Source organism: Collinsella sp. AM12-1 (genome assembly GCF_003472325.1).
Lineage (GTDB): Bacteria > Actinomycetota > Coriobacteriia > Coriobacteriales > Coriobacteriaceae > Collinsella.
This window is the reverse complement of the sequence record NZ_QRLS01000024.1, coordinates 1-20,930: the sequence shown is the minus strand read 5'-3', so window position 1 is coordinate 20,930 and position 20,930 is coordinate 1. Positions and strand designations below refer to the sequence as shown.

Genomic DNA, 20,930 nt, shown 5'->3' with positions numbered 1-20,930 from the left:
GGGACCCGTTCAGGCTGTTGCGTTGAGATTGAAAATCAACCCGCGTGTCACAGCGGAGCTGATTCAGTTGAGATTGCCTGAACATTCCGCCCCTCTTTACGCCCTCGGGTATACTCAAAAGCTACTGATTCGATTTGATGCCCAGCAACAGCAGAGGGGATAGTATATGTGCGGTTTTGTCGGTTTTGTCGGTGGGACGGATAACCAATCCGAGGTGCTCACCAAGATGATGGACCGCATCGTCCATCGTGGTCCCGACATGGGCGGTCAGTTTATCGACGGCCGCGTTGCCCTCGGCTTCCGCCGCTTGTCGATCCTCGACCTGACCGAGGCTGGCGCCCAACCTATGGCCAACGAGGACGGTAGCGTCGTCATTGTCTTCAACGGCGAGATCTACAACTTCCAAGAACTCCGTTCCGAGCTCGAGGCCAAGGGCTACAAGTTCCACTGCGGCGCCGACACCGAGAGCCTTCTGCACGGCTACGAGGAGTGGGGCGAGGCAGTACTCGATCGCTTGCGCGGTATGTACGCCTTCGTCATCTGGGACAAGAAGAAGAACAAGCTTTTTGGCGCCCGTGATATCTTTGGCATCAAGCCGCTCTACTACTATCCCATGGCCGATGCGGGCGACGGCGCTCCGGGCGTGCTCTTTGGTTCCGAGATCAAGAGCTTCCTGGACTACCCGCACTTCCACAAGGCGGTCAACAAAAAGGCCCTGCGTCCGTACATGACGCTGCAGTATTCGGCGACTGAGGAGACCTTCTTCGAGGGTGTCTACAAGCTGCCGCCGGCGCACTACTTTACCGTCGATATTCCGACCGGCAAGATGAACATCGAGCGCTACTGGGATTGCGATTACTCTGCCGTCGAGAAGCCGTTCGAGGAGTACGTCGACGAGCTGGACGAGGTCGTGCACGAGAGCGTCGAGGCCCATCGCATCGCCGACGTCAAGGTCGCGTCGTTCCTCTCCGGCGGCGTCGACTCCAGCTACATCGCCGCTTGCCTCATGCCCGACAAGACCTTCTCGGTGGGCTTTGACTACAAGAACTTCAACGAGACCAACTACGCCAAGGAACTTTCTGACAAGCTCGGCGTCGAGAATGTCCGCAAGATGATAACCGCCGACGAGTTCTTCGGTGCGCTCGAGGACATCCAGTATCACATGGACGAGCCGCAGTCCAACCTGTCTTCCGTGCCGCTGTGGTTCTTGGCCGAGATGGCCCGCAAGGACGTCACCGTCGTGCTTTCGGGCGAAGGCGCCGACGAACTCTTTGGCGGCTACGCCTACTACGAGGACACGGTCCCAGTCCGCAAGTACAAAAAGATGGTGCCGCTGCCCATCCGTCGCGCGCTCGGTAACCTGGCGCTGCATATGCCGTACTTCAAGGGACATAACTTCCTGGTCAAGGGTGCCGAGATCCCCGAGAAGTCGTTCCTGGGACAGGCTCTGGTATGGCCGGAGCGCGAGGTCGACGGCGTGCTCAAGCCCGAGTACAACACCGGCGATGGCGCCTTCGAGCTTGCCGCTCCCATCTATGCGCGCGTGAAAGGTCAGCCCGAGCTGGTCAAGAAGCAGTACCTGGACATGAACATGTGGCTCCCGGGCGACATTCTGCTCAAGGCCGACAAGATGTGCATGGCGCACTCGCTGGAGCTGCGCGTGCCCTTCCTGGACCGCAAAGTCATGGAGTTCGCCGAGCATATTCCCGACCGCTACCGCATCAACGAGAACGGCAACAAACAGGTACTCCGCCACGCTGCCAACAAGTCGCTGCCCGATGAGTGGGCCACCCGTCCCAAGGTGGGCTTCCCGGTGCCGATTGTCTACTGGCTGCGCGAGCAAAAGTGGTACGACTATGTCAAGGAGTACTTCACCGCGCCGTGGGCAAGCGAGTTCTTCGATACCGACGAGCTCATGCACCTGCTCGATCTGCACTTTGCGGGCAAGGGCGATTTCCAGCGCAAGATCTATACGCCGCTCGTGTTCCTGGTGTGGTACAAGCGCTTCTTTATCGACGAGGACCAGCCCGCTGTTCAGGCTGCCTAGCCTCGGCTTACGAACGCCTGCGCGTAACGGCTCCTCCGGGAGCCGTTTTTGCGTGGGTGCGTTTCAGTTACTATAAAAACCGTCCCTGCCAAATGGCTGAGAAAGGTGAAAGATGCACCATTCGGATTCCGCGACCGTGACCACGGTCGATACGCTTGCCAAGCTTCTCGATGTGTGCGGTGAGCTGCGCGCATCAGAGCAGGTTGACGAGCGTGCCGTGACCGGCTGCTCGTTTGATTCGCGCGCGGTCTCGGCAGGTGACGTGTTCTTTTGCAAAGGTGCTGCCTTTAAGCCCGCGTTTTTGAGCATGGCGCTCGATGCGGGCGCCGTCGCATTTGTGTGCGAGGAGTCGCTGGTCGAGTCTCTGGAGCCGCTGGCGCAGGAGAGCGGTGCTGCGATGCTGGTTGTTGATAGCGTTCGCACGGCCATGGCCCTGTTGCCGCCGGAGGTCTACGACCGTCCCGACCACGACGTCAAGATCGTGGGCATCACCGGTACCAAGGGAAAGACCACGGCCGCTTTTATGCTCCAGTCGATTATTAAAGCGGCGGGCGAGTCCTGCGGCATGATCGGCTCGGTGAGTACCGACGATGGCATCGAGTGCTACGAGAGCACCAATACCACGCCAGAGGCCCCCGAGGTCTGGCGCCATATCGCCAACTGCCGTGAGTCCGGTCGCCAGTCCATGGTCATGGAGGTCTCGAGCCAGGCGCTCAAGTACCAACGCGTCGAGAATCTGCCGTTTGACGTGGCGTGCTTCCTCAACATCGGGCGTGACCACATCTCGCCGATCGAACACCCCACGTTTGAGGATTATTTTGAGAGCAAACTCAGGATCTTTGACCAGGCAAAGACCGCCGTGGTGAACCTGGGCACCGAAGAGGTTGACCGTGTGTTGGAGGCAGCGTCGACGGCCGAGCGCTTGGTGACCGTTGGCGTCGAGCATCCCGAGGCAAGCCTGTGGGCGAGCGATGTGCGCATGGTCGGCTTTAACATCGAGTTTAACCTGCATGGCCTGTGTGCCGACGAGTCCGAGGCGGGGGAGAAGGTCCTGCTGGGCATCGCGGGCGACTTTAACGTGGAAAACGCGCTGGTCGCTATCGCCGCTGCGCGCGAGATCGGCATCGGTATCGAGGCTATCAAGAAGGGCCTCTCCAAACTGCGTGTGCCGGGCCGTATGGAGGTCGTGGAGTCGAAGGACGGCCGCGTGATCTGCGTCGTTGACTACGCTCACAACCAGCTTTCGTTCCGGTCGCTTTTCTCGTCGGTCAAGCGCGCGTTTCCCGCCAGCCCGGTCATCGCAGTATTTGGCGCTGCCGGCGGCAAGGCGCAGGAGCGCCGCGAGCAGCTTCCGCGCGAGGCCGCACCATATTCCGACCTGATGATCTTTGCCAACGAGGACCCGGCTCACGAGGACCCGATGAAGGTCTGTCGCGAGCTTGCCGAACATGTTCCCGACGATACGCCGAACAAGATCATCCTCGATCGCGAAGCCGCTGTGCATGCGGCGTTCAAGGCGGCGCGCGAGGAGTACGTTAACCCCGATGTTCCCACTATTGTCTTGCTGCTGGCAAAGGGTGACGAGGAGCTCATGCACGTGGGTGACGAGTTCGTGCCCATCGAGAGCGACCTTTCGTTGGCCAATTGCCTGATCGATGTTACCCAGTTTGACTAATGAACCATGATGGCGGCGGCGCCCTGAGTGCGCTGTCGCCATAAGCGTGTTCCCTCAATCAAAACATGCCGTCCAAGTCCAAACCCTTCTACGTAAACGGAGTAACCATGTCCCACAACACCTTGCCGACCGTTGCCGAGCTTTCGGGCGAGATGCGCGAGCGCTTGGCCAAGGTCAAGTACGTCTTTACCGACCTGGATGCCACGATGCTCGCGCCCGGCTCGTGCGTGCTGCGCGACAACGACGGCAACCCTTCGACCAAACTCGTCGAGGCCGTCGTGGCGCTCGCTCGCGTTGGCATTCAGGTGGTTCCCACCTCGGGCCGCAACCGTACCATGATCCACGAGGACGCGCGCGTGCTCGGCCTCAACTCCTACATTGGTGAGATGGGCGGCCTGGTCATGTACGACCTCAAAGCCAACGATTGGGAGTATCTGACTGGCGACATGCCTTACGACCCCGCCTGCGGCCTTACTCCGCACCAGGTGATCGAGCAGACCGGCGTGTGCGAGAAGATTCTTGCCCGCTGGCCGCACAAGATCGAGTATCACAACGACATGTCGACCGGCTACAAGTACCGCGAGGTCACCGTCGGCATGCGCGGCGATGTGCCCGACAATGAGGTCCAGGCCATCCTGGACGAGGCCGGCTGCGGCCTGGTGTGGGCCTGTAACGGTCACCTGACGCATCTGTCCAAGCCGACGACGCTCGAGCTCGATCGCGTCGAGGACGGTCGCGCGTTTAACATCAATCCCGCCGGCCTCAACAAGGGCATTGCCATCGCGCGCTTCTGCGAGCACCTGGGGATCGAGCGCGAGGAGACGTTGGCGCTCGGCGATTCCGAGTCCGACTTCTACATGGCCGATCACGTGGGCACGTTCTGCCTGGTCGAGAATGGCCTGACGAGCGCCGGCGCGCCCGAGTTCCTGGCTGCTTGCGAGAACGCTTTCGTTACGCGCGGCAAAATTGTCGACGGTTGGGCGGCGACGGCAGAGCTGCTGGTCGCGGCGCGTTCGTAGCGCGGCGTCGCCGCACTTGGACATGTCTTTTCGAGAGAGACTGGTGAGGTAATGTCCGATATCAAGAATCTGGCCGGGGACACGCGCCCTATTGGCGTATTCGACTCGGGTCTTGGTGGTCTGACGGTTGCGCGCGCCATCGCGACGGCGCTGCCGCACGAGTCCGTCTACTACTTCGGCGACACAAAACGCTGCCCCTACGGCACGCGCACCGAGGATGAGGTGCGCTCGTTTGCGTTGCAGGCGGGCCGTTGGCTGTCGAAGCACGACGTCAAGATTATGGTCATCGCCTGCAACACGGCGACCGCTGCGGCCTTGCGTCTGGCCCAGCAGGTGCTCGACGTTCCCGTCATCGGTGTGATCGCACCGGGCGCACGCGCGGCAATCAACAGCACTCGCACGCGCCGGGTGGGCGTGCTCGCCACCAACCTCACCATTCGCTCGGGCGCCTACACGCGCGCCATCCAGGATCTGGATGCCGGCGTCGACGTATACGGCTGCCCCGCCTCGAGCTTTGTCGAGGTTGTCGAACACGAGCTCGCCTCGGGTGCACATCTGCAGGAACAGTGGCTTGAGAACGAGGACATCTTCGATACGCCTGCCGTGCGTGCGCTGGTGGGTGCCACGGTTGAGCCGCTGCGCGACCACGGTATCGATACCGTGGTGCTCGGCTGTACGCATTTTCCGCTGTTGGTGGGACCTATCCGTCATGCGCTGGGGCCTGGGGTGCGCGTCGTGAGTTCCGCCGAGGAGACCACGCGCGAGCTGACCGATATCCTCACGCGCCGCGAGCAGCTGGCGGGCGACGCCGCCGAGCCGCAGCATCGTTTTGCCACGACGGCCGATAACATTGCCGAGTTTGCGGTGGCGGGCAGCTTTATCTTTGGTCAGCCGCTCAAGAGCATTGAGCATATCGATATCGATGAGCTGAAATAGATGTAAGGCCGCCGCCAAAGCCTTCGCCACATTTTTTGCCGAAAGGATCTTTCTATGGAGTACATGCAGGTCAACCGCGCCAACGGCCGCGCCGCCAACGAGTTGCGTCCCGTTAAGCTCACCCGTGGCGTCATGAAGCACGCCCACGGTTCGTGCCTGGCCGAGTTCGGCGACACGCGCGTGCTGTGCGCCGCCACTATCGAGGAGGGCGTGCCGGGCTGGCGAAAGGGAGCTAAGGCCGGCTGGGTGACCGCGGAATACGCCATGCTGCCGACGTCGACCGGCAAGCGCTGCAAGCGCGAGCACGCCAACCGCAAGGGCCGCTCCATGGAGATCGAGCGCCTCATTGGCCGCAGCCTGCGTACCGTCGTCAACATGAAGGCGCTCGGCGAGTACACCGTCACCGTCGACTGCGATGTGATTCAGGCCGATGGCGGCACGCGTACAGCGAGCATCACCGGCGCCTGGGTGGCGCTGCACGACGCCCTCGCCATGTGGGTCGAGGCGGGCAAGATCGAGCGCATCCCGCTTACCGGCCAGGTGGCTGCAATCTCCATGGGCGTTGTCGACGGCAATACGCTGCTTGACCTCGATTATTCCGAGGACAGCCATGCCGAAGTCGACATGAACCTCGTTGCCACCGACACCGGTGAGATGATCGAGCTCCAGGGCACTGGCGAGCAGGCGCCCTTTGACCGTAAGCGCCTCAACGCCCTGCTCGACTTGGGCGACAAAGGCATCGCCGAGCTCATCGAGCTTCAGCGCCAAGCCATCGCCTAACCTGCCAAAAAGGGACAGGTTTATTTTGGCAGGTTATATCTGGGAAAACGTCGAAGCATAAGACTGCCGTTGATTGAGAGGGGAGAGGCGGAGGCCCTCGTCGCCCTCGGCGCGGCATTGCTATAGAGACAAGGAGACCACTCATGGCACTTGAGAAGATCGACATCGACACCCTCGACCCGGCGGCGACCATCGTCGTGGCAACCGGAAACGCTCATAAGCTCACCGAGATCGAGGCCATTTTGGGCAAGGTCATGCCCGAGGTGCGCTTTGTGGCGCTCGGCCAGCTGGGCGATTTTGAGGACCCCGAGGAAAACGGCACGACGTTTTTGGAGAACGCCATCATCAAGGCGCAGGCTGCGGTCGAGGAGACGGGCCTTATGGCCATTGCCGACGATTCTGGCTTGGTCGTTGATGCCCTGGACGGCGAGCCGGGCGTGTATAGCGCGCGCTATGCGGGCGTGCATGGCGACGATGCCGCCAACAACGCCAAGCTGCTCGTTAACCTGGAAGGCGTGGCCGACGAGGACCGCACCGCGCGTTTTATGAGCGTCGTCGCGCTTATCGACACGGACGGCCTGGTCACTTATGGCGAGGGCGCCTGCGAGGGCGCTATCGCACACGAGGGCCGCGGCGATCATGGCTTTGGCTACGACCCACTGTTCCTGCCGGTCGACACGCCGGGCAAGACCATGGCCGAGCTGACGGCGGACGAGAAGAACGCCATCAGCCATCGATTCCATGCGCTCGAGCATCTGTCCGCCAAACTGACGGGCGAGGAGTAAGCCGTGCGTGCGGTGGTGCAGCGCGTACTCAACGCCGGCGTGACGGTCGACGGCGAGTGCGTGGGTAAAATTGGGCGCGGCTATCTGGTGCTGCTGGGCGTGGGCCACGGCGACACGCGCGCCGAGGCCGATAAACTGTGGGGCAAGCTCCGGGGCTTGCGCATTAACGAGGACGAGAACGGCAAGACCAACCTGGCACTTGCCGATGTCGACGGCGAGGCTCTCGTAGTGTCGCAGTTCACGCTGTTCGCCGATTGCCGTCACGGCCGCCGCCCATCGTTTACGGATGCCGGCGCCCCCGATGTCGCCAACGAGCTCTACGAGTACTTCCTGACGCTCGTTCGCCAAGATGTCGAACACGTGGCGCACGGCATCTTTGGCGCCGATATGAAAGTCGACTTGGTCAACGACGGCCCATTCACCATCGTCTTGGACACGGACAACCTTTAGGTTACGCGGTTTTACCAAACCGCGTAACAACTGGTCATGCGAGGTTGTCGTCTGGTACGTATTTGGGACGGGGTTTATTTAGCTACTTGCGTATGGCGGCAGCAGGGTGCTATAGTATTAGAGTTTTGTCTATCTTAGGGGTATTATCCCCTTTTTGAATTGCACCTTCTGGAGGCCCTGTTCATGGAAGAGATGGAAGTCAATCACGTCGACGACATCCACGAGAAGCTGACCGATATGGTGGGCGATCGCGTTAAGGTGAAGGCCAACATGGGCCGCACCCGCGTCGTCGAGCGCATGGGCACCATCAAGAGCGTCCACCCCGCCGTCTTTATCGTCGAGGTTGACGAACGTCGCGGGCGCAAGTCGCGTCAGTCCTACCAGTATATCGATGTCCTCACCGGTCAGGTCGAGCTGTTCGACCCCGAGAGCGGCGAGCATATCTTTACCCCGCTCGGCAATCAGCTCGAGGAGCACTAGCGGTGACCGATCGGTCCCTGACTCTTTCCGCGCCGGCAAAGATTAACCTCTACTTGGGGGTTCATACCGAGCGCGATGACCGCGGCTACCACAGGGTCGATTCCCTGATGGCAGCTGTCGGTCTTTCCGATACCGTGACGGTTACGCCGGCACAGGCGCTGACCGTCCAGACGGTTCCGGCATCAGATTTTCCCATGCAAAAGAATACGGCGTATCGGGCTGCGGTTGCTATGGCCGAGCATTATGGTCGCGAGGCAAGCATCTGCGTGACGATTGAGAAGCGCATTCCATTGTGCGCCGGCTTGGGCGGTCCCTCGACGGATGCGGCCGCGGTCATTGTCGCCTTGGCGGAGCTCTGGGGAATTGATCGCTCCGACCCCGCGCTCGACGACATTGCGCGGGGCATTGGTGCTGACGTCCCGTTCTTTTTGCACGCGAGCCCTTCGTTCTACGTAGGTGGGGGAGACGTGCTGGCAACTGAGTATCCCGTGCTGCCCGCAACACCCGTCGTGTTGGTCAAGCCGCGCGAGGCAAGCGTTTCGACAATTGAAGCCTATCGACGTTTTGACGAGGCCCCGGTGCCTGCGGACAAGCCCGGCGCGATAGCTTCTGCCTTGCGTGCCGGTGATGCCGAGACGGCATATGCACTCATCCATAACAACCTGGGCGTCATTTCCGCACAGATGGAGCCGCAGATTCAAACGGTTCTCGATTGGCTGCGTAAACAGGACGGCACGGTTGCTGTAGATGTGTGTGGATCGGGCGCCTGCTCGTTTGCCATTTGCGACACCGCCGCCACGGTCGAAAGGCTTGCCGACGCTGCCCTGCAAAACGGCTGGTGGTCCTGCGCGACGGAGCTCATTCCCAACACGGTTCGCATCGAAGTGCCAAAGAAGTAAAAATTTCTCTAGCACGCGACGGAAATCTTTGTTACTATAGTCGAGCTAACGGGTTGTGGCTCAGTTTGGTAGAGCACTGCGTTCGGGACGCAGGGGTCGCTGGTTCAAATCCAGTCAACCCGACCAGAGCATGAGGAGGGACCGCTTCTTGCGGTCCCTTTTTTTAGCTATTGTTGTGATACCGCGATACCCGCGGTATACTCATTCGAGCTTGTCTCGCTGTATTGTGGAGGTCTACATGTTTGGACTGAGGGCTCCTGAGCTCATCATTATTCTCGTCGTTGTCCTGATTATCTTCGGGCCCAAGAACCTGCCGAAGCTCGGCAAGTCCCTCGGCTCTACCGTCAAGAATATCCGCGAGGGTATGGAGGGCGACGATAAGGCCGAGACCAAGCAGGCCGAGGAGGTCGTGGTCGAGCAGTCCGAGGAGGACAAGGAGATCGCTGAGCTCGAGGCCAAGCTCGCTGCTGCCAAGAAGAAGCAGGCAGAGGACAGCGACGCGGACGCAGAGTAGTCCCATCCCTTTGGGGTGAGCACCTGACCGGCTTGCCCGCAGGCTAGCCGGTCTTTTTCGTTTTGTTGACAGTTGATTGTTTGATCAGAGTTGGGGAGATATCCGTATGGACGCAAGCCAGATCGTACTGACCGCTGAGGGCCGCCAGAAGCTCGTCGAGGAGCTCGCTTGGCGTGAGGGCGATTACGCCAAGGAGATCGTCGAGGACATCAAGGAAGCCCGCGCGTTCGGCGACCTTTCGGAGAACTCCGAGTACGACGCCGCTAAGGACAAGCAGGCCCAGAACGCCGCTCGTATTGCCGAGATCCAGGCCATCCTTGCCAACGCTCAGGTTGCTGCCACCACAGGTGATCTGACCGTCTCCATCGGTTCCACCGTTTCTCTGATTGATCCCAACGGTGAGGTCATGGAAGTCACGCTCGTCGGTACCACCGAGACCAACTCGCTCGAGCACAAGATTTCCAACGAGTCTCCGGTCGGTCACGCCATCATCGGTCACGGCGAGGGCGACTCCGTCGAGGTCGTTACGCCTTCCGGCAAGACTCGCGTCTACACCATCGCCAAGATTGCACGCTAGACCACGGTCCCGCGTAAAGGTATGTTTTCGCTCCCTGGGACCGAATCCTGGGGAGCGTTTTAGTTTGAGGAGTTAACTTATGGCAGAGAACCAGAACGCCGCAGATCAGGCATCGACGCTCAACGACGAGCGCGCCACCCGCCTGGCCAAGCGCGCCGCCCTGTTCGAGGCGGGCCAGAACCCCTATCCCGAGCACTCTGAGCTTGAGGACTACGTTGCCGATATCGAGGCTAAGTACGCCGAGCTTGCCGATGGCGAGGACACCGAGGACGTCGTGAAGATCGCCGGCCGTGTGGTCGCCAAGCGCGGTCAGGGCAAGATCATGTTCATCGTCGTACGCGATGCGACTGCCGAGATTCAGCTGTTCTGCCGCATCAACGACATGGACGAGGCTGCCTGGAATACGCTCAAGTCCCTCGACCTGGGCGACATCCTGGGCGTGACCGGCGTGGTTGTGCGCACCCAGCGCGGCCAGCTTTCCGTTGCCCCTAAGAGCGCGACCCTGCTTGCCAAGGCCGTTCGTCCGCTGCCCGAGAAGTTCCACGGTCTTTCCGACAAGGAGACCCGCTATCGCCAGCGCTATGTTGACCTGATCGCCAACGACGACGTTCGCGAGACGTTCCGTAAGCGTTCGCAGATTCTCTCCACCTTCCGTCGCTTTATGGAGTCCGACGGCTACATGGAGGTCGAGACCCCCATCCTGCAGACCATCCAGGGCGGCGCTACTGCCAAGCCGTTCATCACGCACTTCAACGCGCTCGATCAGGAGTGCTACCTGCGCATTGCTACCGAGCTGCACCTCAAGCGCTGCATCGTCGGCGGTTTTGAGCGCGTGTTCGAGATCGGCCGTATCTTCCGTAACGAGGGCATGGACCTTACCCACAACCCCGAGTTCACCACGATGGAGGCCTATCGTGCCTTCTCCGACCTCGAGGGCATGAAGGCGCTCGCCCAGGGTGTCATTAAGGCGGCTAACAAGGCCATCGGCAACCCCGAGGTCATCGAGTACCAGGGCCAGACCATCGACCTTTCTGGTGAGTGGGCCAGCCGTCCCATGACCGACATCGTTTCCGACGTGCTCGGCAAGCAGGTCACCATCGACACGCCGGTCGAGGAGCTTGCTGCCGCCGCGCGCGAGAAGGGCCTGGAGATTAAGCCCGAGTGGACCGCCGGCAAGATTATCGCCGAGATCTATGACGAGCTGGGCGAGGACACCATCGTCAACCCCACCTTCGTGTGCGATTACCCCATCGAGGTTAGCCCGCTTGCCAAGCGCTTTGAGCATGATCCGCGCCTGACCCATCGCTTTGAGCTGGTCATCGCCGGTCACGAGTACGCGAACGCGTTCTCCGAGCTCAACGACCCGGTCGACCAGGCCGAGCGCTTCGCTGCCCAGATGGCCGAGAAGGCCGGCGGCGACGATGAGGCCATGGAGTACGATGAGGATTACGTGCGTGCCCTCGAGTACGGTATGCCTCCCGCGGGCGGCATCGGCATCGGTATCGACCGCGTGGTCATGCTGCTCACCAACCAGGCTTCCATCCGCGACGTGCTGCTGTTCCCGCACATGAAGCCCGAGAAGGGTTTCCAGTCCGGTGCCGCTGCTGCCAAGGCCGCCGAGGCCGGCAACGCCGCGAGCCCCTTCGTCAAGCCGCTTAAGCCCACGGTTGATTATTCCAAGATTGCCGTTGAGCCGCTGTTTGAGGAGTTCGTCGACTTTGATACCTTCTCCAAGAGCGACTTCCGCGCCGTGAAGGTCAAGGCATGCGAGGCCGTCAAGAAGTCCAAGAAGCTGCTGAACTTTACGCTCGATGACGGCACCGGCACCGACCGCACCATCCTCTCCGGCATTCACGATTATTACGAGCCCGAGGACCTGGTCGGCAAGACCCTGCTCGCCATCACCAACCTGCCTCCGCGCAAGATGATGGGCATCCCCAGCTGTGGCATGCTCATCAGCGCCATCCACGAGGAGGAGGGCGAGGAGCGCCTCAACCTGATTCAGCTCGACGCTTCCATCCCTGCCGGCGCAAAGATGTACTAACTAGTTACGCGGTTCTACGAACCGCGTAACGGCTCGACGCTGCGCGGGCCGCATTTGGGCAATCTGACGTTCAACTTCAAGGGCGCGACCAGAAGGTCAGCGCCCTTTCGTTTCACGCCACCTTGCCTCAAATGCGACCCGCTCGCTGACTTATGCTCAACCTGCGGCGCCATTTTGCTTGAAGGCACCTTGCTCGCTCTGGCGGGCTTTCGCTGTCCGTCCTCTACCTGCGGCGTTGCCCTGGTTGGCACTTAGGGACGTTCCTCTTGTGCCGGCACTTGGGGACGGTCCTAGCCGCCTGGGGTCTACCGGTGCATTGGGGGTTTACGCCTTCCGTGCATGACAGTCGTCTCTTTTATGTTTCCTTTAGCCGTCGCTGCCTAGGATGGGGGTTAGTCGGTAGGAAGGGAGCGTCTGTATGGACGACGCGAGCGATCGTGCAATCGAAGAGGACATGCTCAATCAGTTCAACTATTTTGATGATGAGGACGAGGAGCCGATCGACCGTCGCGAGCCGGCATCGCTTGACTCATTTGACCTAGTGGGTGAAGGGGCTGATGAGGTTGAGAATGAATCGACGGAACCCCCACAGCCTTCGCGCCCCGACCCGCTGCTTTCGAGAATCTCTTTGCACCACGGTGTCCGTGCCGGCGCCCTCCATATGAAAACCGACTGGCGCCAGATCGTGACGGCGGGCGATGAGCTTGCCGTCGATGCGCCGCTCACCGATAAGTCATCCATCATCTGCCGCACCGGTATGCTTATGCTCGCGAGCGGAACGGGTGCCTGGCGTGTACGCGATACCATGAATCGCGTTGCCGCCGTACTCGGTGTCACCGTCCACGTTGACTTAAGTCTTCTGTCGTTTGAGTGCACCTGCATCGAAGATGGCCACTGCTTTAACGAGGTTGTCAGCCTGCCCACAACGGGAGTCAATACCCATCGCATTTGGATGATGGAGAGCTTCCTAAAGGAAATCGAGACGTATGGGCGCCGGTTTACCGTGCACGAATACCACGAGATGCTCAAGACCGTTGAGAGTTCAAAACCCGATTACTCTCCCTGGCAACAGGGCCTTGCGGCAGCTTGTGCTTGCGGCGCCTTCGTCTTTTTGCTCGGCGGCGGCCCTATCGAGATGGCCTGCGCATTCGTAGGCGCTGGTGTTGGCAACTTTGCTCGCTCTCATATTCTCAAGCAGGGTCTTGGCCAGTTTAGCGCGCTGACGATTGGCGTTGCGCTCGCTTGCGTTTCGTATCTGCTGGCATTGCTCGGCCTTGGCCAGGTCGTACCGGGGGCAATGTCGCACCAAGAAGGCTATATCGGCGCCATGCTCTTTGTGATTCCCGGCTTTCCCCTCATTACGGCAGGCCTCGACATCGCTAAGCTCGACATGCGAAGCGGCATTGAGCGTCTTTCGTATGCTGTGTCGATTATTGTGATGGCGACGCTCGTAGGTTGGATGGTTGCCGAGTGTGTTGGCCTGGCGCCGGACGACTTTGCGCCGCTCGGCCTTTCGCCGCTTGCCCTTACGCTCTTGCGCGTGGTAATGAGCTTCGTTGGCGTATTCGGCTTCTCAGTGATGTTCAACAGCCCGGTAAAGATGGCCACGGCAGCTGGGCTGATCGGCGCCGTGTCCAATACCCTTCGTCTGACCCTTGTCGATGGGCCGACGATGCTTCCCTTCCTGGGCCTCAGCGCGGGAATGCCTCCCGAGGCGGCTGCATTTATCGGGGCGCTCGTATCGGGTTTGCTGGCAAGCCTGGCAGAAATCAGGCTCACCTACCCACGTATCGCCCTCACGGTGCCATCGATTGTCATTATGGTGCCGGGCTTGTATCTGTATCGCTCGATGTATTACATGTGCACCTTCGACACGGTCAATATGCTCGGCTGGTTTGTGCGTGCAGTGCTCATCGTGGCGTTTCTGCCCGTTGGCCTGGGCGTGGCGCGTACACTCACCGACCCTCGCTGGCGCCACACCAGCTAATTGGCGCAAGTGAAACTGATCCGCATAACATGAACGTGGATAATCTCCCGTTTTTGGCCTGTTTACGGGCTCAAAACGGGAGATTATCCACGTTCATGGAATGGGTGTCCGAAAATCCACGCTCGTTGGGCCGATGCAGAAGCACCTGGCGATTCCTTTTTTGTAGACGTTGTCGCGCGGCTACGGGCAGGAAAGGTCCCAACGGTTAACATATACTCCATATGGGTAAAGAGACCAAAGCGCTGCCGCGGGGCGGCGCTTTGCGTTTGAAAAAACTAGCTCGTCTAAGAGGAACTAGCATGTTAGACCGTTTTACCGATCGCGCGCGCAAGGTCATGTCCATGGCCAAGCAAGAGGCGCTCGATCTTCATTCAAATAAGGTGGGTACCGAGCACCTGCTGCTCGCGCTTGCCAAGGAGGACGAGGGCATTGCCGCCGAGGCACTGCGTTCGCTCGACATCTCCTACGATGACATCATGGATACTCTCAAAGAGGTCCAGACCACGGTTCCCGAGCCCAGTGAGGAGACCGAGGCCGCTAAGCTCGCCTTTACGCCGCTCGTCATTAGCGTGATGGAGCGTTCATTCCGCGTGGCGCGTGAGAACAACCAGACCTACGTGTCGACCGAGCACTTGCTGATCGGCATCGTCGAAGAGGGCAACGGCATGGCCATGGACATCCTCATGCGCTTGGGTGTGTCGTCCGCCTCCATCAAAAAGGCTATCGAGAAACTCACCGCCAAGGACCAGGACAAGAAGCGTCCGCTCGCCGGCGCCGGTGCTGGTCGTCCCGGTGCGGGCCTGCCGTTCTTTAGCGGCTCGGATGCCTCTCAGCAAAAGGGGAGTGGCACCGATACGCTTAAGCAGTTCGCGACCAACCTCACGCAGAAGGCGCGCGACGGCGAGCTCGACCCTGTAATTGGTCGCGAAAAGGAAGTCCAGCGTATGATGGAAATTCTTTCGCGCCGCACCAAGAACAACCCACTTATCCTGGGCGACCCCGGCGTGGGCAAGACGGCCATCGTCGAGGGCCTGGCACGGCAGATCGCTGCCGGCAATGTGCCCGAGAACCTTATGAACCAGAACATCTGGACGCTTGACCTGCCGGGTCTTGTCGCGGGCGCCAAGTATCGCGGTGAGTTTGAGGAGCGCCTCAAGAACGTGATCCAGGAGGCGACCGAGGCCGACGACGTCATTCTGTTTATCGACGAGATGCACACCATCATCGGTGCCGGTTCTGCCGAGGGATCCATCGATGCAAGCTCCATGCTCAAGCCCGTGCTCGCGCGTGGTGCCTTCCAGATTATCGGCGCCACCACGGCCGAGGAATTCCGCAAGTACCTCACCAAGGACCCAGCCTTCGAGCGTCGCTTCCAGACCATCGATGTCGAGGAGCCGAGCGTCGAGGACACGGTCAAGATCCTGACTGCGCTCAAGCCGCGCTACGAGGAGCACCACCACGTGCGTTACACGCAGGGTGCCATCGAGGCCGCTGCGAACCTCTCCAACCGCTACATTCAGGATCGCTTCCTGCCCGATAAGGCCATCGACCTCATTGACGAGGCCGGTGCCCGTGCTCGCATCGCCGCGAATCGCGCACCCGAGCCGGTGCGCGAGGCCGAGCATCGCATCGAGGAACTCAAGGCTGCCGCACAGGAGGCTACCGAGAGCGACGACATGAACAAGGCCGCCGAGATCACCGAGCAGCAGAAGGCCGCCGAGATTGAACTCGCCGAAGCCAAGGCCGCCTGGACCGCCGAGCTCGACGCCAGCCCGCTCACCATCGACGTGAGTCAGATTGCCGACATCGTGTCCGTGACCTCTGGCGTGCCGGTTTCCTCGCTCACCGAGAGCGAGAGCCGTCGCCTGCTGCAGACCGAAAGCGTGCTCAAGACCCGCATTATCGGCCAGGACGAGGCCGTCGAGGCCGTCGCCAAGGCCGTGCGCCGCAGCCGCTCGCCGCTCAAGGACCCGCGTCGCCCCGGCGGCAGCTTTATCTTCCTGGGCCCCACCGGCACAGGCAAGACCGAGCTCGCCAAGACGCTCGCCGAGTACCTCTTTGGCAGCAAGGACGCGCTCATCAGCTTCGACATGTCGGAGTTCGGCAGCGAGTTCGAGGTCTCCAAGCTTATCGGTAGCCCTCCGGGTTACGTGGGTCACGACGAGGGCGGTCAGCTTACCAAGGCCGTTCGTCGTCACCCGTATTCGGTCGTGCTGTTCGACGAGATCGAGAAGGCGCACCCCGACATCTTCAACATCCTGCTGCAGGTGCTGGAGGAGGGCCGCCTGACTGATAGCCAGGGCAAGACGGTCGACTTCCGCAATACCGTGATCATCATGACGTCCAACGTGGGCGCCCGCGAGATTGCGCAGGATGCGAGCGTGGGCTTTGGCACCACCGGCGAGCAGGGTCTCACGTCGAGTGAGATCCGCGGCCGCGCGATGGGCGAGCTCAAGCGCCTGTTCCGCCCCGAGCTGCTCAACCGCATCGACGACATCGTGGTGTTCCAGAAGCTCTCGGGCGAGAACCTGACCAAGATCGCTCACCTGCTGGTGGACGATCTGCGCCAGCGCCTGATTGCCAACGGCATGAACATCAAGCTCACCGATGCGGCCTATGACAAGATCGTGGCCGAGGGCACCGACCTCACCAACGGTGCGCGTCCGCTGCGCCGTGCTATTCAAAAGCTCATCGAGGACCCGCTGTCCGAGGAGCTTCTGGCCGGCGAGTGGGGTGAGGGCGATACCGTCCTGTGCGACGTGGCCGATGGCAAGTTTGTCTTTAGCCATGGCACGGGCGAGATCCCGGCACCGCGTCCGGCGGGCACGCTCGGTGGCGATACCGCCCCGGCGGCACCGCACACCGGCAACGCCGCGCCCGTGAGCGGCGGCGTGACCTCGGGCCCCGGCGGTATGATGCAAGCCGGCTCTGGTGCGCTGTAGGGATTAAACATACCTTGTATAACGGGGGCGTTTCCGATAAGGAAGCGCCCTCATTTCTATTGAAATGCGCTTCAATCTGCCGTGCTATACTAAAATCGAGATTTAGTATAGCAAAGGAGCTGATATGCCTACGTCAATACTCGACACGCGGCCAGTTCAGATGAACGTGCGTATAGATCGCCAGCTCAAAGAGGCGGGAGACGCCGTCCTGACTCATATTGGCATGACGCCGTCACAAGCCGTTCGGACACTTTGGGAGTATCTGGTCGTTAACGGACGCATGCCCTCGAAGGGAGACGCGGCGGCTCCGGTTTCTGACGGAGTGGAGCCCCGGCGCATGGAGTCAAGGGCCGCGCAAGGCAGCCATATCGTTCGCGATTCGTGCCTCAAATACGGCATCCCCATCCCTGAGTTCTCGGGAGACTATGACGACCTCTATGAGGAGGCCATGGCGGAGCGCTATCCCGAGTGGGTGGAACTATGGGCACAGAAGGCGTCCTCAAGCTGTTAATCGATACCAACGTATGGATGGATTATTTTTCTGGCAGGTCCGACCGTACGGCAAATGTCGTCCATCTGATCGAGATTGCCGACGCCTCGGAGCGGATTGCCCTGTTTGCCTCGTCGCTTTCGGTCAAAGACGTGTCATATCTTGTCTCGGCGGCAATCAAGCAGGAGTGCCGAAGAAAGACTGGCTCACTGAGCGCTAACGCCATTGCGGCGGCAGACGAAACGGCTTGGGCATGCGTTCGACAGATGCGCGAGCTAGCCCTCATCGCCCCGGTCGGTGCAGACGAGGTCTTCGACTCCTTTGTGTTCAAGTACCACCACAATGACTTTGAGGACGACCTGATGCTGGGCGTCGCCAATCGCATTGATGCCGATTACGTTGTGACGGAGGACAAGAATCTTATTAAACATACCAATGGTGTATGCATTAATGTTCAACAGGCGTTGAGGTTGGTTGAAGGGTCCAACGCCCCTTCGGCACGGCCCGTCTAGCCTGCTTTATCTTAATAAAGTGGCGTTTCCCCGCCGTTAGCCGATGATGCAAGGGCGCTCGGCGTTTTCGACTGGTTTATGCACGCAAAGTCTGGGAATATACAAGACGCATGTCTTACTGTCTAACCAGTTGCGCCAAGGAGGCACCATGGACTACAAGATTACCGGCTACGAGCCCGCCCAGCTGTTCCATTTCTTTGAGGAGGTCAGCGCAATCCCCCGTGGGTCTGGCAACGAGAAGGGCATCAGCGATTTCCTGGTTGCGTTTGCCAAGGAGCGCGGCTTCGATGTGTATCAGGACGAGGTCTACAACGTCATCATTCGCAAGCCCGCATCTGCCGGTGCCGAGAATGCCCCGACCGTGATGCTGCAGGGCCACATCGATATGGTGTGCGACAAGTTGGGTTCCGTTGAGCACGACTTTACGACCGACGGTATCGACCTGGTCGTCAAGGACGGCGTCCTCACCGCTAACGGCACCACTCTGGGCGCCGACAACGGTATCGCCGTCGCGCTTATGCTTACCGTGCTCAACGATGATTCGATTGCCCATCCGGCTCTCGAGTGTGTGTTCACCACCGACGAGGAGACTGGCCTGGTCGGCGCCGAGACGCTCGACAAGTCCCAGATTAGCGCCCGCACCATGATTAACCTTGACTCCGAGGAAGAGGGCGTTGCCACCGTCAGCTGCGCCGGCGGCGTCGTCGTTACCTACACCTGCCCGATCGCGCGCGAGCACAAGACCGGTAGCACCCTCACGCTCGACATCTCCGGCCTTCTGGGCGGTCACTCCGGCAGCGATATCCACCTGGAGCGCGGCAACGGCAACCTCATCATGGCCCGCATCATCGACCGCCTGATGGTCGCCGGCGAGCCCGCCATCGTCAGCTTCAACGGCGGCACTAAGGACAACGCCATCAACCGTGAGTGCAAGGCCGAGCTGGTTTACGCCGACCACGCTGCCGCCGAGGCCGCGGCCCAGATCGCAAAGGATATCATTGCCGACGTCACTGCCGAGCTCGAGGTCTTCGACCCCGGCTTTACCTGCACCGTCGAGATTGCCGACGACGCCGAGGTCGAGGCCATGGACCAGAAGTCCGCGCTTGCCCTCATCCGCGCTCTGCGTCTTGCCCCTAACGGCGTGATTCGCCGCAACGTCGCCACCGACGGCTCCGTCGAGGTTTCCTCCAACATCGGCGTGGTCGCCACCTCTGACGACCAGGTCAAGATCATGCTGTCCCCGCGCTCCTCGATCACCTCGCTACAGAACGAGTTCAAGGACCGCCTGCAGACGTTGGCCGATGTCTTGGGCTTCGACGCCAAGTTTGAGTTCGAGTATCCCGGCTGGAGCTATGCCGAGCATTCGCCGGTCCGCGACGTCTTTGTCGAGAGCTATCGCGAGCTCTTTGGCTCCGAGCTGCGCATCGAGTCCATTCACGCCGGCCTTGAGTGCGGCCTGTTTGCCGAGGCCCTGCACGGCCTGGACGCCATCGCCGTGGGCCCGACGCTCTCCGATGTCCACACCCCGGACGAGAGCATGGAACTCGCTTCTGCCGAGCGCTTCTACGAGCTGCTCATCGACGTCCTCAAGCGTCTCGCTGCGTAAAGGTTGCGCTAGCAGCAGTCCGAGCCACGTGCTAGCGGATTGCAAATGACATTACGAGAGGGGGTACCCGGTCTTTTGCGACAGGTGTCCCCTCTCTTCTTTTAAGAAATGGGAAATTGATTGGCGTCTAGCCCATATCCGCCCTGATGAGGTCGAGGGTTCGCTGGCAGTTTTCGCGGACGGGGCCGAGCATATGATCGCGCAGGTCCGCCATGCCGGGCAGGTCGGCGTATTCGTCCATGACCTCTTCCATGCAAATGGGTACCTCGTAGGCGAGGTCCATCATGGTCGCAAAGCAAAACTTCTCGGATAGCCCGGCATCGGTGAGCGCCGTCTCCAGCGCGGGGTCGCCCATACCGTGGTATCGGCGGATAGCACCTGGACCGATGCGCCCCACACGATTTTCGCCGCCAACGCTCATAGCAAGGCGTGCCCGACGTCGCATGCTCTCATACGCCAAGCCCGAAGCGACATCGTACATTCGAGCCATCATGGCTGCGCCGTCGTTTCCAAGGAGCAGGGAATAGTTTTTCGCATGCGCATCCGGTGCGCCGATAATGGCGTTGAAGAACAGTATCTGCGTAAACAGATGCAGGTTAAGTTGATGGTGGCTCGTAGTTACGAGGAGCTCTTGAATGTCGCGTGTGGTCGGGCCGCCGTCTGCCGTGTACTTTTGGGCGGGCATCACCCCAAGTGCCTGACAGAGGTCTTCTTGATGTAGGCGCCTGATCGTTCCGTCTTCGACTTTCACGCGGTCATAGCGCTCAACAATGAGGGTAGGTTCGTCCTCAAACATACGATATTCGACGTTTGCCGTTGCGATACCGGCTCGCTGGGCGCTTTTCATGCAGACAAACTCATTGAGAGCCTCGAGTTTAAATCCGTTAACGCCATTTTTGAAAATATGCGTCGTGGGCGAGGAGCCCATGCATTCGCACCAGCGGCCGTTAATGAACGCGAGCGCGAACTTGCCCTGGTTGCCTCCAAGTGACCAACTTTCATCTAGACCCATCCACGATGCATCGCGGTCATCTCTGATCGACTTGAGGCGGAGAGCAATTTCGTGGTCGTCTATAGGGCGGTAATCGCCAGCGCGATGCAGGACGGCGTCGGCATCTTCTTCGGCATAAAACTGCACTCCGCCCGGAGGTGACGCATAATTTCTTTCGCAAATTGACAACCGCATA

At 60.3% G+C, this 20,930-nt stretch carries 18 protein-coding genes and 1 tRNA gene; 18 read left to right on the top strand and 1 reads right to left on the bottom strand.

Annotation, left to right across the window (positions count from 1 at the left end; genetic code table 11):
• The first annotated feature begins 166 nt into the window (after positions 1-166).
• From asnB to DW136_RS09050, 18 genes are all read left to right on the top strand, one after another.
• A complete protein-coding gene (gene asnB, locus DW136_RS09135; RefSeq protein WP_117563808.1) occupies positions 167-2,047 on the top strand; it encodes an asparagine synthase (glutamine-hydrolyzing) in 1,881 nt (626 codons plus the stop codon).
• Between the two features lie 112 nt (positions 2,048-2,159).
• Positions 2,160-3,722 carry a Mur ligase family protein gene (locus tag DW136_RS09130; RefSeq protein ID WP_117583120.1) on the top strand — a complete coding sequence of 521 codons (1,563 nt, stop codon included), beginning with the start codon at positions 2,160-2,162 and terminating at the stop codon, positions 3,720-3,722.
• 107 nt (positions 3,723-3,829) lie between these two features.
• Positions 3,830-4,741, top strand: a complete 912-nt coding sequence (locus DW136_RS09125) for an HAD family hydrolase (RefSeq protein WP_117583119.1) — start codon at positions 3,830-3,832, stop codon at positions 4,739-4,741.
• Positions 4,742-4,792: 51 nt separating this feature from the next.
• Complete coding sequence (gene murI, locus DW136_RS09120; RefSeq protein WP_117583118.1) at positions 4,793-5,677, top strand: glutamate racemase; 885 nt, start codon at positions 4,793-4,795, stop codon at positions 5,675-5,677.
• A 54-nt stretch (positions 5,678-5,731) separates the two neighbouring features.
• A complete protein-coding gene (gene rph, locus DW136_RS09115; RefSeq protein WP_117563804.1) occupies positions 5,732-6,457 on the top strand; it encodes a ribonuclease PH in 726 nt (241 codons plus the stop codon).
• A gap of 143 nt (positions 6,458-6,600) precedes the next feature.
• Positions 6,601-7,242, top strand: a complete 642-nt coding sequence (rdgB, locus tag DW136_RS09110) for an RdgB/HAM1 family non-canonical purine NTP pyrophosphatase (RefSeq protein WP_089572533.1) — start codon at positions 6,601-6,603, stop codon at positions 7,240-7,242.
• Between the two features lie 3 nt (positions 7,243-7,245).
• Positions 7,246-7,692: a D-aminoacyl-tRNA deacylase gene (dtd, locus tag DW136_RS09105; RefSeq protein WP_118289467.1), complete on the top strand. Its 447-nt coding sequence runs from the start codon at positions 7,246-7,248 to the stop codon at positions 7,690-7,692.
• Positions 7,693-7,875: 183 nt separating this feature from the next.
• Positions 7,876-8,172 (top strand): Veg family protein, encoded by a 297-nt coding sequence (locus DW136_RS09100; RefSeq protein ID WP_006234957.1) that lies wholly within the window; start codon positions 7,876-7,878, stop codon positions 8,170-8,172.
• A 2-nt stretch (positions 8,173-8,174) separates the two neighbouring features.
• Complete coding sequence (gene ispE, locus DW136_RS09095; RefSeq protein WP_117583117.1) at positions 8,175-9,071, top strand: 4-(cytidine 5'-diphospho)-2-C-methyl-D-erythritol kinase; 897 nt, start codon at positions 8,175-8,177, stop codon at positions 9,069-9,071.
• A 49-nt stretch (positions 9,072-9,120) separates the two neighbouring features.
• A tRNA-Pro gene (locus DW136_RS09090) sits at positions 9,121-9,197 on the top strand.
• Between the two features lie 112 nt (positions 9,198-9,309).
• A complete protein-coding gene (gene tatA / locus DW136_RS09085; RefSeq protein WP_022094895.1) occupies positions 9,310-9,585 on the top strand; it encodes a twin-arginine translocase TatA/TatE family subunit in 276 nt (91 codons plus the stop codon).
• A gap of 106 nt (positions 9,586-9,691) precedes the next feature.
• Positions 9,692-10,162 carry a transcription elongation factor GreA gene (greA, locus tag DW136_RS09080; protein WP_006234960.1) on the top strand — a complete coding sequence of 157 codons (471 nt, stop codon included), beginning with the start codon at positions 9,692-9,694 and terminating at the stop codon, positions 10,160-10,162.
• 79 nt (positions 10,163-10,241) lie between these two features.
• Positions 10,242-12,206, top strand: a complete 1,965-nt coding sequence (lysS, locus tag DW136_RS09075; protein WP_117583116.1) for a lysine--tRNA ligase — start codon at positions 10,242-10,244, stop codon at positions 12,204-12,206.
• A 418-nt stretch (positions 12,207-12,624) separates the two neighbouring features.
• Entirely contained in the window at positions 12,625-14,193 is a 1,569-nt protein-coding gene (locus DW136_RS09070; protein WP_199580227.1) for a threonine/serine exporter ThrE family protein, read from the top strand.
• 299 nt (positions 14,194-14,492) lie between these two features.
• Positions 14,493-17,135 carry an ATP-dependent Clp protease ATP-binding subunit gene (locus DW136_RS09065; protein WP_117583115.1) on the top strand — a complete coding sequence of 881 codons (2,643 nt, stop codon included), beginning with the start codon at positions 14,493-14,495 and terminating at the stop codon, positions 17,133-17,135.
• A gap of 124 nt (positions 17,136-17,259) precedes the next feature.
• A complete protein-coding gene (locus tag DW136_RS09060) occupies positions 17,260-17,646 on the top strand; it encodes a type II toxin-antitoxin system RelB/DinJ family antitoxin (RefSeq protein WP_118289466.1) in 387 nt (128 codons plus the stop codon).
• A complete protein-coding gene (locus DW136_RS09055) occupies positions 17,616-18,137 on the top strand; it encodes a PIN domain-containing protein (protein WP_118289465.1) in 522 nt (173 codons plus the stop codon). Before DW136_RS09060 ends, DW136_RS09055 begins: the two co-directional genes overlap by 31 nt.
• Before the next feature lie 148 nt (positions 18,138-18,285).
• The gene (locus DW136_RS09050; protein WP_117716885.1) at positions 18,286-19,743 is read left to right on the top strand and encodes an aminoacyl-histidine dipeptidase; all 1,458 of its coding nucleotides are present in this window, start codon (positions 18,286-18,288) and stop codon (positions 19,741-19,743) included.
• Positions 19,744-19,870: 127 nt separating this feature from the next.
• On the opposite strand, the gene DW136_RS09045 is transcribed toward DW136_RS09050, so the two are convergent.
• On the bottom strand, positions 19,871-20,930 hold a 1,060-nt coding region (locus DW136_RS09045; protein ID WP_147351654.1), incomplete at its 5' end, for a HipA domain-containing protein.

What these genes read in the sequence shown, in the direction of transcription:
- asnB (WP_117563808.1), top strand. Translation starts at nt 167, where the DNA reads ATGTGCGGTTTTGTCGGTTTTGTCGGTGGGACGGATAACCAATCCGAG.
- DW136_RS09130 (WP_117583120.1), top strand. Translation starts at nt 2,160, where the DNA reads ATGCACCATTCGGATTCCGCGACCGTGACCACGGTCGATACGCTTGCC.
- DW136_RS09125 (WP_117583119.1), top strand. Translation starts at nt 3,830, where the DNA reads ATGTCCCACAACACCTTGCCGACCGTTGCCGAGCTTTCGGGCGAGATG.
- murI (WP_117583118.1), top strand. Translation starts at nt 4,793, where the DNA reads ATGTCCGATATCAAGAATCTGGCCGGGGACACGCGCCCTATTGGCGTA.
- rph (WP_117563804.1), top strand. Translation starts at nt 5,732, where the DNA reads ATGGAGTACATGCAGGTCAACCGCGCCAACGGCCGCGCCGCCAACGAG.
- rdgB (WP_089572533.1), top strand. Translation starts at nt 6,601, where the DNA reads ATGGCACTTGAGAAGATCGACATCGACACCCTCGACCCGGCGGCGACC.
- DW136_RS09100 (WP_006234957.1), top strand. Translation starts at nt 7,876, where the DNA reads ATGGAAGAGATGGAAGTCAATCACGTCGACGACATCCACGAGAAGCTG.
- tatA (WP_022094895.1), top strand. Translation starts at nt 9,310, where the DNA reads ATGTTTGGACTGAGGGCTCCTGAGCTCATCATTATTCTCGTCGTTGTC.
- greA (WP_006234960.1), top strand. Translation starts at nt 9,692, where the DNA reads ATGGACGCAAGCCAGATCGTACTGACCGCTGAGGGCCGCCAGAAGCTC.
- lysS (WP_117583116.1), top strand. Translation starts at nt 10,242, where the DNA reads ATGGCAGAGAACCAGAACGCCGCAGATCAGGCATCGACGCTCAACGAC.
- DW136_RS09070 (WP_199580227.1), top strand. Translation starts at nt 12,625, where the DNA reads ATGGACGACGCGAGCGATCGTGCAATCGAAGAGGACATGCTCAATCAG.
- DW136_RS09065 (WP_117583115.1), top strand. Translation starts at nt 14,493, where the DNA reads ATGTTAGACCGTTTTACCGATCGCGCGCGCAAGGTCATGTCCATGGCC.
- DW136_RS09060 (WP_118289466.1), top strand. Translation starts at nt 17,260, where the DNA reads ATGCCTACGTCAATACTCGACACGCGGCCAGTTCAGATGAACGTGCGT.
- DW136_RS09055 (WP_118289465.1), top strand. Translation starts at nt 17,616, where the DNA reads ATGGGCACAGAAGGCGTCCTCAAGCTGTTAATCGATACCAACGTATGG.
- DW136_RS09050 (WP_117716885.1), top strand. Translation starts at nt 18,286, where the DNA reads ATGGACTACAAGATTACCGGCTACGAGCCCGCCCAGCTGTTCCATTTC.